Origin of the sequence: Streptomyces sp. NPDC050164 (genome assembly GCF_044459945.1) — a bacterium.
GTDB lineage: Bacteria > Actinomycetota > Actinomycetes > Streptomycetales > Streptomycetaceae > Streptomyces > Streptomyces coeruleorubidus_A.
The window spans coordinates 538,429-552,139 of the sequence record NZ_JBITJK010000001.1; the positions used below are offsets into that span (position 1 = coordinate 538,429).

The window sequence follows — 13,711 nt, forward strand, 5'->3', positions numbered from 1 at the left end:
GTCGTGGTGGGTCGGAGCGTTTCGGTGAGGGGGGCGGGGTCGTGATCCGGGTGGCGGTGGTCGGTGCGGCCGGTTATATCGGCGGGGAGTTGTTGCGGCTGTTGCTGGGACATCCCGAGGTCGAGGTGGTGGGCGCGGTCTCGTCCCGTTTCCCGGGCAAGCGGGTCGACGGGGTGCATCCGAATCTGCGGTCCGCCACCGATCTGTCGTTCTGTACGGCCGAGGAGGTCCCGGAGTGCGACGCGGTGTTCCTGGCGCTGCCGCACCGGGCCGCGATGACACAGATCGACCAGTGGATCCAGCGGTCGAAACTCGTCATCGATCTGACCGGGGACTTCCGGCTCGACGACACAGAGGTCTTCGAGCGTTACTACGGCGAGAAGCACCAGGCCCCGCACCTGCTGGACGATTTCGTGCCCGGACTTCCCGAACTGCACCGCGACAGCCTGCGCGGCGCGGACCGGGTCAGCGTGCCCGGCTGCATGGCCGCGGCGGGCGTACTCGCGCTCTACCCGCTGGTGGCCCGTGACCTGATCGACGTCGAAGCGGGGGCGCAGTTCGACGCCCGGACCGGTTCCAGCGGCTCGGGCTCCACCGCCGGCCCGGCCAACCTGCACGCCGAACGCAGCGGTGCCATGCGGGTGTTCGCGCCCACCGGTCACCGGCACGAGGCCGAGATCTCCCGGCACCTGGGCCTGTCGGCCGCGATGACCGCCACCGGCGTCGAAGCGGTCCGCGGGGTGCAGACCATCTGCCACGCCACCCTGCGCCCCGGCGTCGACAAACAGGCCGTGCGCCGGGCCTTTCGCGAGCAGTACGCCGACGAACCCTTCGTCCGCGTCGTCGCCCATCAGCGCGGCATCTTCCGCTACCCCGACCCGAAGATCCTGCTCGGATCCAACTACTGCGACGTCGGCTACGCCCTCGACGAGGACACCGGACGCCTGACCACCATCGCCGCCCTGGACAACCTCGTCAAAGGCGGCGCGGGCAACGCCGTGCAGTGCCTCAACATCCGCATGGGCCGGCCCGAGACCCTCGGCCTGACCTTCCCCGGCCTCCACCCCCTGTGAACCCCGGCCAACCGGAGAGACCGTGACCACCAAACCGCTGACCGTCGTCAAATGCGGCGGCAATCCGGCCGTGGACGCCGCGGGCATCTGCGCCGACGTCGCCCGTCTCGTCCACGAAGGACACTCGATCCTCCTCGTCCATGGCGGCTCCGGCGAGATCGGACGCCTCGCCGGCAGACTCGGCGTCGCCCAACGCACCCTCGTCGCCCCGGACAGCGTGTCCACGCGCTACACCGACCCGGACACCCTCGAAGTGGTCGTCCTCGCCCTGGCCGGCGCGGTCAAGCCCGCACTCGTGGCGGAACTCTCCCGCCACAAGGTGCCCGCGGTCGGCCTCACCGGCATGGACGGCCACATGCTCCGCGCCCGCCGCAAATCCGCCGTCCGCGCCGTCGTCGACGGCCGCACCGTCCTGATCCGCGACAACCACAGCGGCCGGATCACCACGGTCCACACCGAACTCCCCGAGACCCTCCTGCGCGCCGGCTACGTACCGGTGGTCTCACCGCCCGCCATCGACGAACACGACCAGCCCGTCAACGTCGATGCCGACCGGGCCGCGGCAGCACTGGCCGCCGCCCTCGGCGCCGACCAGCTCCTCCTGCTCACCGGCGCACCCGGTGTACTCGCCGACCCCGACGACCCCACCAGCGTGCAGAGCACCCACCAGATATCCCCCACCGGCCCACCCGATCGTTCCGCCACCGGCGGCATGGCGCTCAAACTCATCGCCGCACGCGAAGCGCTCACTGGCGGAGTCGCCACCGTACGCATCGCGGACGGACGCACCCCAGAACCGGTCAGCCGAGCACTCGCGGGGGCCGGCACCGCGGTGCACATCTCATGCGCGGGGGCGCCGGCCCACAGCTCACGCGAAAGGGAGATCCGCACATGAGCGAACCCAATGGCACGCCATCCGAGTGGCAGGGCGGCACGGTCTGGCTGACCGGGCTGCCGAGCGCCGGCAAGACCACCATCGCGGTCGCTCTCGCCGAGCGACTGCGCTCCGGCGGACACCGAGTCCAGGTGCTCGACGGTGACGAGGTCCGTGCCGCCCTCTCCGCGGAACTGGGATTCTCCAAGGAGGACAGGGACACCAACGTGCGGCGGATCGGTTACGTGGCCGGGCTGCTAGCCGAGCACGGCGTCACGGTGCTGGTGCCGGTCATCGCCCCCTACGCGCTGTCCCGCGCGGCGGTCCGGGACCTGCACGCGGCGCGCGGCGTCCCCTACCTCGAGGTGCACGTGGCGACCCCGGTGGAGATCTGCGCCGACCGGGACGTCAAGAGCCTCTACGCCAGGCAGGCGGCAGGCGAGCTCAGCGGTCTCACCGGCGCGGACGACCCCTACGAGGCGCCGATCGACCCCGATCTGCGTGTCCACACGCAGCACCAGACGGTCGACGAGTCGGTCCGGCAGGTGCGTGTGCTGCTCACGGCACGGGGTCTGTCGTGACCGCCCCCGCGCCGGCCGTGCCCACCGGCCGCCCCGGCCCCCTCGGCCCACGGGTGGATCCGGTGCCCCGGCTGACGCACCTCGACATGCTGGAGGCCGAGGCGGCACACATCTTCCGTGAGGTGGCGGGGGAGTTCGACCGGTCGACGCTGCTGTTCTCCGGCGGCAAGGACTCGATCGTCATGCTGCACGTGGCGCTCAAGGCGTTCGCCCCGGCGCCCCTGCCGTTCTCCCTGCTGCACGTGGACACCGGTCACAACTTCCCCGAGGTGATCGCCTACCGCGACCGGATCGTCGAGAAGCACGGTCTCCGGCTCGACGTGGCATCCGTGCAGTCGTACATCGACGACGGAACGCTCCGCGAGCGGCCGGACGGCACCCGCAATCCGCTCCAGACCATTCCGCTGCTGGACGCTGTCCGCGACGGCCGCTTCGGCGCGGTGTTCGGCGGCGGCCGGCGCGACGAGGAAAAAGCGCGCGCCAAGGAGCGGGTGTTCAGCCTGCGGGACGAGTTCGGTGCCTGGGAGCCGCGCAGACAGCGGCCCGAGCTGTGGCAGCTCTACAACGGCCACCACCAGCCCGGTGAGCACTTCCGCGTCTTCCCCCTGTCCAACTGGACCGAACTGGACGTCTGGCAGTACATCGAGCACGAAGGCATCGAACTGCCGGAGATCTACTTCGCGCACTGGCGGAAGGTGTTCCGGCGCGACGGCATGTGGCTGGCGCCCGGCGACTGGGGCGGGCCCCGGGACGACGAGTCCGTGTGCGAGCGCCGGGTCCGGTACCGCACGGTCGGTGACATGTCCTGCACCGGCGCGGTCGACTCGTCCGCCTCGACGGTGGGAGAGGTGATCGCGGAGATCGCAGCGAGCCGCGTGACCGAGCGCGGCGCGAGCAGGGCCGACGACCGGCTGTCCGAGGCCGCCATGGAGGACCGCAAGCGAGAAGGGTACTTCTAGACATGTCAACGGGCGTCGCGCAAGCGGCAGATCAGACCGGCTCCGCCGGCCGGCTCTCGGGCGGCCTGCTGCGGCTGGCCACCTGCGGGTCGGTCGACGACGGCAAGTCCACCTTGGTCGGACGGCTGCTGTACGACACCAAGTCCGTCCTCGCCGACCAGGCGGCGGCCATCGAGGAGGTGTCCCGCAGGCGCGGGCAGGAAGGCCCCGACCTGGCTCTGCTGACCGACGGCCTGCGGGCGGAACGGGAACAGGGCATCACCATCGACGTGGCCTACCGCTACTTCGCGACGCCCGCGCGGCGGTTCATCCTCGCGGACACCCCTGGTCACGTGCAGTACACGCGCAACATGGTCACCGGAGCTTCCACCGCGGACCTGGCGGTGATCCTGGTCGACGCGCGCAACGGCGTGGTCGCGCAGACGATGAGACACGGCGCGATCGCGGCGCTGCTGCGGGTGCCGCACGTGGTGCTGGCGGTCAACAAGATGGACACCGTCGGCTACCAGGAGTCCACCTTCACCGCGATCGTGGACGAGTTCGCCGGGCGGGCGCGCGAGTTGGGCATCACGGACGTCACCGCCATCCCGATGTCGGCGCTGACCGGCGACAACGTGGTCGAGCCGTCGGCCAGGATGGACTGGTACGACGGTGACACGCTGCTGTCCCACCTGGAGAACGTGCCGGTCGGAGGGGATCCGGTCGGCAAGCCGCTACGGCTGCCGGTGCAGTACGTGATCCGGCACCCCTCGCAGCAGCGGCAGGTGGTGGAGCGCTGGCCGGCCGGACAACTCGCCTCCGGCATGCTCAGGGTCGGCGACCCCGTCGTCGTGCAACCGTCCGGGGCGACCAGTACGGTCGCCGGCCTCAGCGTGCTCGGCAAGGAGACCGACAGCGTGTGGGCGCCCCAGTCGGTGGCCGTCCGACTCGCCGACGAGATCGACATCTCCCGAGGCGACATGCTGACCGCGGGCCCCGCTCCACGGATGCTGCGGCACATCACCGCCACGGTGTGCCATCTGCACGACCGTCCGCTGCGCGCGCGACAGCGCGTGCTGCTCAAACACACCACCAGGACGGTCCCGGCGATGGTGGACCGGATCGACTACCGCATGGACGTCACCGACGCCCGCCGGCTGCCCTGCCAGGACGGTCTCGGCGCCAACGACATCGGCGGTGTACAGATCCGCACCGCCGAACCGCTCGCCGTCGACGACTACCTGGAGAACAGACGAACCGGCTCCTTCCTGCTCATCGACCCGCAGGACGGGGCGACACTCGCCGCGGGAATGGCCGACGCGCGGACGGGGGACCAGCACCTTCGGCAGTAGCGGGCCCGGTGACTGCGGCCGGCGGCGGGGCACAGGGGGCGACGTGGCGAGCGCGGCGGCGAGCGCGGCCGGGCGACGCGGGCGACGGGCACCGCGTCCGACGAGGATCGGACCGAGCAGGGAGCCGCCGCCATGCCGTGGATGCCGCCGACCACTCCGACCGCCGGCGCGAGACCGGTCAGCGTGTACGGGGCCAACTCGCCCGCGGGCGAGGGGCGGTGGTGTGCCGGGGGGAGTCGCGCAGGCACAGCCACAGGCCGAGCGGCAGCAGCAGGGCGGCCGCCAGGAGCTACGCCGAACGAGAGCGGCGGCGCACTACCCGGCCGGTGACCGGATCCGGCCACGTGGTCGGCTACTCGCGCCCCGTGACCCGCCGGCACGCCTGCGCGTACGCCCGTACCAGCGGACGTCGTGCGTCCTCCCGGCGCCAGGCCAGGACGTAGCGGCTGGGCGTGAGGCCGCGTACCGGGCGGGCGGTCACGCCGCCCAGGGTGAGCAGGGGGACGTTGCCCGCGGCCACGAGGCACACGCCGAGGCCGGCGGTCAGGGCCTCGTACGTCTCCTCCGTGCTCGCGATCTCGGCGCCGATCCGGGGAGGGCGGCCGTCGCGGGCGTCCAGTGCGAGCCAGTAGTCACGCAGCGGGCCCGTGCTCTCGGGCAGCGCGAGGAACGGCTCGTCGAGCAGGTCCGCCAGGTCGACCTCGGTCCGGTCGGCCAGGGGGTGCGTGTCCGGGAGGGCGACCAGGAGCGGTTCCTCGGCGATGACCGTCCAGTCGTAGCGCTCCTGGCCGGGCAGCGGCGGCCAGACGAAGGCCACGTCCGCTGCGCCGTCGGCGAGGCCGGCGGTCGGGTCCTCCCAGGTGACCTGCCGCAGCCGGATGACGGCCTTGGGGTGCGCGGCCGTGAAGCGGGAGCGGATCGGGGGCAGCAGGCCGCCGCGGACCGGGCTCGTGCTCATGCCCACGACCAGCGTGCTGCGCTGCACCGCCCGAGCCGCCTCCACCGCGGTCGCCCCCTCCGCCCAGTCCGCCAGCACCCGCCGGGCGTACGGCAGCAGTGCCGTACCGGCGTCGGTGAGGGCCACGCCGTGCCGGTCGCGCCGCAACAGCCACTCCGTGCACGCCGCGACGGCGCGGTCCCGCCGGGGCCGAGCCGCCTGCCGGCCCCGGCTGACCTACCCCGGCGGCCGCGCCTCCCATGGTTCGGCGATGTCCCCGCCCGGCTCCCACCCGTACCGCGCGAGCTGGGCCGCGGCCGCTTCCCGCCCCGCCCTCCGCAGCAGGTCCACAGCGCTGTGGAGGGCGAAAACGGTCCCCGACTCGCCGGCCCGCCGGCACCACGCCAGCGCCTCGTCGACCTGCCCGGTCCGCTGGAGCAGTTCGGCGCCCTGGCGCAGGGCGTTGATGTCCCCGGCCTCGGCCGCGCGCTCGTACCACTCCAGCGCCTCGTCGGTCCGGCCCGCCTCCTGGGAGAGTTCCGCGGCCCAGCGCAGCGCGAAGGTGTCGCCCGTCTGCGCCGCCTGCCGGTAGCGGGCCAGGGCCTCGGCGGGGCGGCCGGTCTCCCTCAGCAGGTCGCCGGCCAGCCACAGGACGAACTCGCAACCGGCCTCGGCCCGGGCCTCAAGCCAGTCGATCGCCTCGTCCGTGCGGCCGGCCTCCCGCAGCAGGAACGCCGTCTGCCACAGCGCGTCCACGTCACCCGCCTCCGCCGCGCGCCGGTACCAGGCGACGGCCTGGTCCTGCCTGCCCGCCTCCTGGAGCAGACAGGCCGCCTGCCACAGTGCCTCAAAGTCCCCGGCCTCGGCCGCGCGCTCGTACCACTCCAGCGCGTCGTCGATCCGGCCCGCGCCCTGCAGCAGGCTCGCCGCCTGGCCGAGCGCACTGCTCTCGCCCGCCTCGGCGGCGCGGCCGTACCAAGCCAGCGCCTCGTCGGTGCGGCCCTCCTCCTGGGAGAGGAAGGCACCCTGCCAGAGCGCGTCCACGTCACCCGCTGCGGCGGCGCGTTCGTACCACTCCAGCGCCTCGTCGGTGCGGCCTTCCTGCTGGAGCAGGGAAGCCGCCTGTCCCAGGGCGTCCGCGTCCCCGGCCTCGGCGCGCTCCCGCAGCCATGCGACGGCCTCCTCGGTGCGGTCCGCCCCCAGCAGCAGGTCGACGATCTGCTGGGCGCCGTCGGTCTCACCGGCGTCGACCGCCCGCTGGTACCACTCGAGTGCCTGAGCGACACGGCCCGTTCGCCGCAGGACGTCACCGGCCTGGAGCAGCGCGGACGTGTGCCCGGCGTCGGCGGCACGGGCGTACCACTCCAGCGCCTCGTCGGTGCGGCCTTCCTGCTGGAGCAGGGAGGCGGCCTGCCACAGGGCGTCCACGTCGCCGGCCTCGGCCCGTTCGCGCAGCCATGCGACGGCCTCCTCCGTGCGGTCCGCCTCCAGCAGCAGGTCCACGGCCCGTCGCCGCGCACTGGTGTCACCGGTCCCGGCCCAGCCGCGCAGCCACGTTATGGCCTCCTCGCCGCGCCCCGACTCAAGCAACAGGTCCACCAAGGGACGGCGCAGGCCGGCGTCCCCCGTCTCGACCTGTGCCGTCAGCCACTCCACCGCCTCGTCGGCACGTCCGGCTTCCCGCAGCAGCGACACGGCCCGCAGCAGTGCGGAGATGTGCCCGGCCCGGGCCCGGGCGCGCAGGGCGTCGAGAGCGTCGTCCCTGCGGCCCGCCGTCCACAGCAGATCGACCATCTGCTGGAAGGCGAAGGCGTCGTCGGTCTTGGCACGGGCGCTCAGCCAGCGGACGGCCTCCTCGGTGCGCCCCGCCTCCCGCAGCAGGCCGACCGTTTGCTGCAACGCGTAGGTGTCGCCCGTCTCGGCGGCCCGCCGGTACCAGGTCAGCGCCTCGTCCGGGGCTCCCGTGTCCCGCAGGAGACCGGCCGCGCGGCGCATGGCGTCGATGTCACCGGCCTCGGCGGCCCGCCGGTACCACGGCAGCGCGTCCTGGGCGTGCCCCTCGGTCTGCAGCTCGAAGGCGAGCCTGCGCATGGCGTTGACGTCACCGGCCTCGGCGCGGCGGCGCAGCCAGCCGATCGCGTCCTCGGTGCGGCCCGCCTCGCGCAGCAGGGCGAGTGTCTGCTGGAGGGCTTCGCTGTCGCCGGTCTCGGCGGCCCGCCGGTACCAGCCGATCGCCTCGTCGGTACGGCCCGCCTCGCGCAGCAGGGCGGTCGTCTGCCGCAGCGCGAACGAGTCGCCGGCCTCGGCGGCCCGCTGGTACCAGTCGATCGCCTCGTCGGTGCGGTCCGCCTCGCGCAGCACCTTCGCGGCCTGGAGCAGCGCGAACGTGTCGCCGTGCGCGGCCGCCACCGAGTAGGCGCGGACCGCGAGCCGTTTGAGACCGCGCAGCCCCGCCGAGCGCGCGATGTCGACATGGCTGCCGACGGCGGCATGGTCGACCAGCGCGTTCCACAGTTGCGGGGGCACGCCGGCGGTTCGGCGGTTGGTGCGGCCCTCCTGTTCCAGGTAGTCGGCGAGGACGTAGTGCGGCTGGGCCGGATACGCGTCGCCGGGCCGGGGCCGCATCCGGGTGAGGGGACCGCGGGCGCCGTGGCAGGGAGCGGCCGTGTAGGCCAGGGACTGCTCCAGCCAGTCCTCGCCGAGCGTGTCCCACTGGCCGTCGGTGAGGTATCCCGGGGCGGCGGCCTCCAGCAGCGCGTGCGGGATCGCCCGGGCGTGACCGAGGCGCCGTGCGTCCATCGCCGTTTCGATCAGCGCCCGCGCCGCGGTGGGGGCCGCCCGGTATCGGTCGAGCAGGGAGGGCGCGCCCGCCAGGTACTGGGTGATCTGCCCCTGCTCGGCCTCGGCGACGGCCCGGGCCAGCCTCGGGTCGCCGCCGGCGGCGACCCTGAGCGCGTTGAGGGCCGGGCCGTTGAAGGTGTCCGGCACGGGTACGACGGTGCCGCTCAGCAGCACCCGCGCCTGCGGGTGGGCATCGGCGACCCCGGGCTGGGGCGTGCCGGTGAGGGTGGCCCAGTACTCGGGCCACATCGTGCCGAGGACGAGCACCGGGGCCCGGTCCGGCTCGGCGAGCAGGTCACGCAGTCCGGCAGCGGCGCGCTCGCCCACGGAGTCGGTGGGCGTCAGCAGGTAGTGCTGCATCTCGTTGAGCCACACCACCGTCCGCGGAGTCACCGCGTCCAGGTTCGCCAGCAGTGCCTGCGGGCGGTCGGGGGCGATCGGATGCCACAGCCGCCAGCCGGCCGGGAGTTCCTGCACGGCCTCCCAGCAGGCCCGCGTCTTGCCGCAGGAGGAGCCGCCGACCAGCACGACCATGCCGCTGACGCCGTAGGCGGCCTGCTGGACCACCTCGCGCAGCCGGGCGTCGTGTCCGCGCTCGACGTAGGCCGGGAGGAGGGGCAGCGTCTCGCTCCTGCCCTTCTCCCACGGCCCGACGACCGGGGGGACTTCGATCGCCCGGTGGACCTCCAGGGAGAACGGGTCGGCGAGTTCGCCGACGGGCCGCCCGGGAGCGACCCGGCCCTCGGGGCCCGGCAGCGGATCGGGGCCCGGGTCGCCGAAGCCGGGAACCGGCGGCGGCGACGACGACGTCCTGTCCTGCGATGGCGCCTCGGGCGCGCGGTCGGCCGCCATCAGTGCGGACCACTGCCGTGGCACCGGGGGAGGCAGCTCGGCCCAGCGGGCCAGGATCCGCGCCACCGCCAGCAGGTGGTCGAGGTTCCGTGGCGCGTGCTTGTGGTTGAACCAGTCGCTGATCGTCTTGACCGAGACGCCGGACTCCTCGGCCAGCCTGCTCCGTACGAGGCGCAGTTCACGGTCGGCGAGACGTGCCTCGGCTCGCCTGCGTAACCGGTCGAGCTCCTCGAGCACCAGCGACGCCACTCCACCTCCTCGGCACGCGTCGGATTTCCGGTTCGGAAATCCGAAAGGCCGCGTCGACCTTCAGATTACGCAGTCGGATTCCGAACTGTTCCGAGTTGGCTGGGAGTTGTCACCCCGCCGTGGGTCAACTGGTGCGCGTACGCCCCCGAAGCACGACGGCAGGAGCAGCAGATGGAGCCCGACCACACCCGCGCACGCACCCGTGACTGGCGTCGCCTCGGCCGTGCCGTCATGTTCAGCGCGGTGCGCGGTGCGGCGGCCGCACTGGGCTCCGGCGCCGTCAGCGCTCTGTTGTGGTGGTGGCAGCGGTAGGACTCCGCCCTGCAGGGCCCTTGTGCAATTCCTGTGGAGGCCTCAATCTTTCGCTCACGCGCAGATGCCGCCCGGTGGTTGACGTGGTTGACATGACCATGACCTCCCGGGTGTCCGACGGGCGTGCACCACACCCCACAGCGCACCACCGATTGAGGAGGACCCCTCAGATGGCAGTGATGCGTACTCCCCACAGACCCACCCGGCGAAGACTGGCCGCGCTCGGCGCGACGGCCACCGCGGCGCTCGTCGCGAGCCTCGTCTCCGCCCTCCCCGCCGGCGCGGCCCCGGCCGCGTCCGAGGGAGGCATCCAGTACGAAGGCGCGGCGAACGCCGTCGCCGACAGCTACATCGTGACGCTGAAGACGCAGAAGGCCGGTTCCGCCGAGGGCCGGGCCCTGGCGCACAAGTACGGCGCCGACATCGAGCGGACGTACACCAAGGCCCTGAACGGCTACGAGGTCGAGGCCTCCGAGTCCGAGGCGAAACGTCTCGCCGCCGACCCGGCCGTCGCCGCCGTCGTGCAGAACAGGACGTTCCGCATCACCGGGACACAGCCCAGCCCGCCCTCCTGGGGCCTGGACCGCATCGACCAGAAGAACCTGCCGCTGAACAGCTCGTACACCTACCCGGACAAGGCCGGTGAGGGCGTCACCGCGTACGTCATCGACACCGGCGTCCGCATCACGCACAGCGACTTCGGCGGCCGCGCCTCCTACGGCTACGACGCCGTCGACAACGACAACACCGCCCAGGACGGCCACGGCCACGGCACACACGTCGCCGGCACGGTCGCCGGCGGCGCCTACGGCGTCGCCAAGAAGGCCAAGGTCGTCGGTGTCCGCGTGCTGAACAACTCCGGCCAGGGCACCACCGCCCAGGTCGTCGCGGGCATCGACTGGGTCGCGCGGAACGCGGTCAAGCCGGCCGTCGCCAACATGTCCCTCGGCGGTCCCGCCGACACGGCCATCGACACGGCCGTACGGGGCGCCATCACCTCCGGCGTCACCTTCGTGGTCGCGGCCGGCAACGAGTCCACCAACGCCTCCACCCGGTCCCCGGCCCGCGTCACCGAGGCCGTCACGGTCGGCGCGACGACGTCGAGCGACGCGAAGGCGAGCTACTCCAACTACGGTTCGGTCCTGGACCTGTTCGCGCCCGGCTCGTCCATCACCTCGGCGTGGAGCACGAGCGACTCGGCGACCAACACCATCTCCGGTACGTCGATGGCGAGTCCGCACGTCGCCGGCGCCGCCGCCCTCCACCTGGCCGACAACCCCACGGCCACTCCCGCGCAGGTCTCCGCCGCGCTGACGGCCGCCGCCACCACCGGCGTCGTCACCAGCCCCGGCAGCGGCTCACCCAACCGGCTCCTGAACGTCGGCGGCGGTACGACCACCCCGCCCGGCCCGCGCTTCGAGAACACCGCCGACCACCCCATCGCCGACAACGCCACCGTCGAGTCCCCGGTGACCGTCTCCGGCGTCCCCGGCAACGCGCCCTCGGCCCTCGCCGTCGAGGTCCACATCGTCCACACCTACATCGGCGACCTCCAGGTCCAGCTGATCGCCCCCGACGGCACGGCGTACACGCTGAAGTCGTACGGCACCGGCGGCAGTGCGGACAACATCGACACCACGTACTCCGTGAACGCCTCCGCCGAGGCCGCGGGCGGCACGTGGAAGCTGCGCGTGAGCGACAACGCCCGCCTCGACACCGGTCGGATCGACGCCTGGGCGCTCCAGTTCTGACCCGTCCATGACCGGCCGTCAGTCTCCTGACGTGTCCGGTACGTAGGCGTCCTCGTCCTCCGGAAAGGACTCCGGGTCGGTGACCCGGCCCGCCGTGAGGACGAGGCGCTTGTGGATCACGCTCATCGTGGTCCCCGCGGCCGCACAAGCCCGAAACGGCAGACCGCGCCGTTGCCGGGTCGGCGCCACCGGTGGTTGAGGGTGTGGGCCCTCCGGCTGGTCTTCGTCTGCGGGTGGCTCTGGGGGCCGGTCGCCTGGCTGTGGGAGCTGCTGAGCGGCTGGCAGCAGGACCGGATCGCGGCGGCGGCGAAGACGGAAATGACCTGCCTGGCGGGCCTGCTGACGCAGCCGGAGGCCGCGCCGCGGTCGCCGGCCGACCGGTTCACCGACCGGCTGGAGGAGACCGGCGGCGAGGCCCTGGTATCCGGCCCGTACGGGTGGCTGATCCGGCGGGGCCTGGTGCAGCGGCCGGCCTGCTCGGACCGGCGGGGCGCTGAGCGCGAACTTATGCCCCCGTCCGCAGCTACTGGTAGGAGTAGCCCAGGACCGTGATGTCCTTGACGCCGTCGGCCGTCAGCCCGCCGGCTGCCTGCGTCCACCAGGGGTCCAGTCCGGCGTCGGCGCCGGTGATGTTGGGGCCGCCGGTGTGTGTCAGCTGCCACTGGTCCCAGATTCGGTCCACGTTGGTGTGCAGCATGAAGAAGATCGGGTCCTCCGGCGACATCATCGGATTGCTGAGGGTCCCCTGGCACCAGTCGTGCACGTTGTTGTGGGCGGTCATTTCCAGGCCATCGACCCTGATGCTGCCGCCCGTCACCCGTCCGTACGTGAAAGCCGTGAAGGTGGGGCGCTGCAGGAGACCGTCGATGGTCGCCTGGGTCGGAAGGGCCGCCGTCGGATTTCCGTTCGGCCTGATACCAGGCGTCGGACGGGTCACACCGGAGGGTTGCCACACCCAGTCGGGACGGTCGTGGTCATTGGCGTAGTCCCAGTAGGGAACCGTGACGGCGGGGTGGACGGTGCGCAGCAGATCCTCGAACTTGAGGCCGTAGGCGCGGTGCCAGGGCAGGAAGCGCTGTGTGGACTCCGGCGGCATCCCGGGCATCGTTCCGTGGTGGCGATGGCTCATGTCCTTGTGGGCGTCCACGAGTTCCTTGTACTCCCGAGTGCCATGGGCCTGTCGCAGGGCGTCGTTGAACAGGTCCCGCTCGGCGTTGGTCAACTGCCGGTGGTCCTTGCGGACCCGCTGCGATGCCCGCACGAGCCGGGTGACCAGGGAGCGGACCTGCTCCACCGGCATCGTCGCCGGCATGGACGGCGTGCCTGCGGCCATGGCCGGCGCGGCTTCTCCGACACCCGCCGGCCCGGAAGGCACGACCGAGCCGGGCGGGGCGGGCGTGGAGAAGACCCCGGCCGGTACAGCGGGCAGTTCCGCCGCCATCATCCGGCTCAGGCGCAGACCGACCTCCTCGCTGTCGATGATCTGGGCAGGCGCCCAGCTCGAGGCGGCGATCTGGGCCTCTTCGGTGGTGGGGAAGTGATCCGCCATTACATCCTGGGTGGTCATGCGCTGCTGACTCCTCGCTCTCGGCAGCCCGTACTCCTTCGGTCGGGCCGCACCCTTTCCCACTCTGCGCGGTACGTCGGCGGACAGCGACCGGTGCGGGCTGAAAGGACGGCCGTCGCCCGTTCGGCGGTCGGGCCGGACTCGGCTGGGTCGGAACAGGAAGCCCACCGGCAACCACGAGATGCGCGGGACCTGCTACTCGACGCGTCACAGAGGTCACCCCGACGCTGCCTCGACGTGTGGCTCAGGTCCCGGGCGCGCCTTCCACGGGTGGCTGCCTGACCCCGCCGTGGGGTCGCTGGGCGCAGTGATGCCAGCGACGGCCTGCCCTCTGGGTTAGACCCGGGCCGGCGTCCTGCCACTGGTGCAGCGTCCGGTCGTCCT

At 72.6% G+C, this 13,711-nt stretch carries 10 protein-coding genes and 1 pseudogene; 8 read left to right on the forward strand and 3 right to left on the reverse strand.

Translation table 11 applies throughout. The features are described from left to right. Positions 1-41: 41 nt before the first annotated feature. The 5 genes from argC (at position 42) to ACIBNA_RS02570 (ending at position 4,818) form a co-directional block, all read left to right on the forward strand. Positions 42-1,073, forward strand: coding sequence for an N-acetyl-gamma-glutamyl-phosphate reductase (argC, locus tag ACIBNA_RS02550; protein WP_399163431.1), 1,032 nt, complete (start codon positions 42-44; stop codon positions 1,071-1,073). A 22-nt stretch (positions 1,074-1,095) separates the two neighbouring features. Next, positions 1,096-1,968 carry a [LysW]-aminoadipate kinase gene (locus tag ACIBNA_RS02555; protein ID WP_399163432.1) on the forward strand — a complete coding sequence of 291 codons (873 nt, stop codon included), beginning with the start codon at positions 1,096-1,098 and terminating at the stop codon, positions 1,966-1,968. Continuing rightward, positions 1,965-2,528: an adenylyl-sulfate kinase gene (cysC, locus tag ACIBNA_RS02560; protein WP_399163433.1), complete on the forward strand. Its 564-nt coding sequence runs from the start codon at positions 1,965-1,967 to the stop codon at positions 2,526-2,528. The genes ACIBNA_RS02555 and cysC overlap by 4 nt, the downstream gene beginning before the upstream one ends. An 86-nt stretch (positions 2,529-2,614) precedes the next feature. After that, positions 2,615-3,487, forward strand: a complete 873-nt coding sequence (cysD, locus tag ACIBNA_RS02565; protein ID WP_399163500.1) for a sulfate adenylyltransferase subunit CysD — start codon at positions 2,615-2,617, stop codon at positions 3,485-3,487. A gap of 2 nt (positions 3,488-3,489) precedes the next feature. Beyond that, positions 3,490-4,818 carry a sulfate adenylyltransferase subunit 1 gene (locus ACIBNA_RS02570; protein ID WP_399163434.1) on the forward strand — a complete coding sequence of 443 codons (1,329 nt, stop codon included), beginning with the start codon at positions 3,490-3,492 and terminating at the stop codon, positions 4,816-4,818. Between the two features lie 352 nt (positions 4,819-5,170). On the opposite strand, the pseudogene ACIBNA_RS02575 reads toward ACIBNA_RS02570, so the two are convergent. After that, a pseudogene (locus ACIBNA_RS02575) lies at positions 5,171-5,926 on the reverse strand (LysR family substrate-binding domain-containing protein); the annotation flags it as partial. Between the two features lie 66 nt (positions 5,927-5,992). After that, positions 5,993-9,697, reverse strand: a complete 3,705-nt coding sequence (locus ACIBNA_RS02580) for a tetratricopeptide repeat protein (RefSeq protein ID WP_399163435.1) — start codon at positions 9,695-9,697, stop codon at positions 5,993-5,995. Positions 9,698-9,868: 171 nt separating this feature from the next. Here ACIBNA_RS02580 and ACIBNA_RS02585 point away from each other — a divergent pair, with 171 nt between their 5' ends. The 3 genes from ACIBNA_RS02585 to ACIBNA_RS02595 all read left to right on the forward strand — a co-directional run bounded on the left by ACIBNA_RS02585 (position 9,869) and on the right by ACIBNA_RS02595 (position 12,312). Continuing rightward, positions 9,869-10,009, forward strand: a complete 141-nt coding sequence (locus tag ACIBNA_RS02585; RefSeq protein ID WP_399163436.1) for a hypothetical protein — start codon at positions 9,869-9,871, stop codon at positions 10,007-10,009. A gap of 170 nt (positions 10,010-10,179) precedes the next feature. Further along, positions 10,180-11,760, forward strand: coding sequence for a S8 family serine peptidase (locus ACIBNA_RS02590; protein WP_399163437.1), 1,581 nt, complete (start codon positions 10,180-10,182; stop codon positions 11,758-11,760). Positions 11,761-11,961: 201 nt separating this feature from the next. Next, positions 11,962-12,312 carry a hypothetical protein gene (locus tag ACIBNA_RS02595; RefSeq protein ID WP_399163438.1) on the forward strand — a complete coding sequence of 117 codons (351 nt, stop codon included), beginning with the start codon at positions 11,962-11,964 and terminating at the stop codon, positions 12,310-12,312. On the opposite strand, the gene ACIBNA_RS02600 is transcribed toward ACIBNA_RS02595, so the two are convergent. Further along, the gene (locus ACIBNA_RS02600; RefSeq protein WP_399163439.1) at positions 12,284-13,327 is read right to left on the reverse strand and encodes a tyrosinase family protein; all 1,044 of its coding nucleotides are present in this window, start codon (positions 13,325-13,327) and stop codon (positions 12,284-12,286) included. The genes ACIBNA_RS02595 and ACIBNA_RS02600 overlap by 29 nt on opposite strands. Positions 13,328-13,711 lie beyond the last annotated feature (384 nt).

What these genes read in the sequence shown, in the direction of transcription:
- cysC (WP_399163433.1), top strand. Translation starts at nt 1,965, where the DNA reads ATGAGCGAACCCAATGGCACGCCATCCGAGTGGCAGGGCGGCACGGTC.
- cysD (WP_399163500.1), top strand. Translation starts at nt 2,615, where the DNA reads ATGCTGGAGGCCGAGGCGGCACACATCTTCCGTGAGGTGGCGGGGGAG.
- ACIBNA_RS02570 (WP_399163434.1), top strand. Translation starts at nt 3,490, where the DNA reads ATGTCAACGGGCGTCGCGCAAGCGGCAGATCAGACCGGCTCCGCCGGC.
- ACIBNA_RS02585 (WP_399163436.1), top strand. Translation starts at nt 9,869, where the DNA reads ATGGAGCCCGACCACACCCGCGCACGCACCCGTGACTGGCGTCGCCTC.
- ACIBNA_RS02590 (WP_399163437.1), top strand. Translation starts at nt 10,180, where the DNA reads ATGGCAGTGATGCGTACTCCCCACAGACCCACCCGGCGAAGACTGGCC.
- ACIBNA_RS02600 (WP_399163439.1), bottom strand. Translation starts at nt 13,327, where the DNA reads ATGACCACCCAGGATGTAATGGCGGATCACTTCCCCACCACCGAAGAG.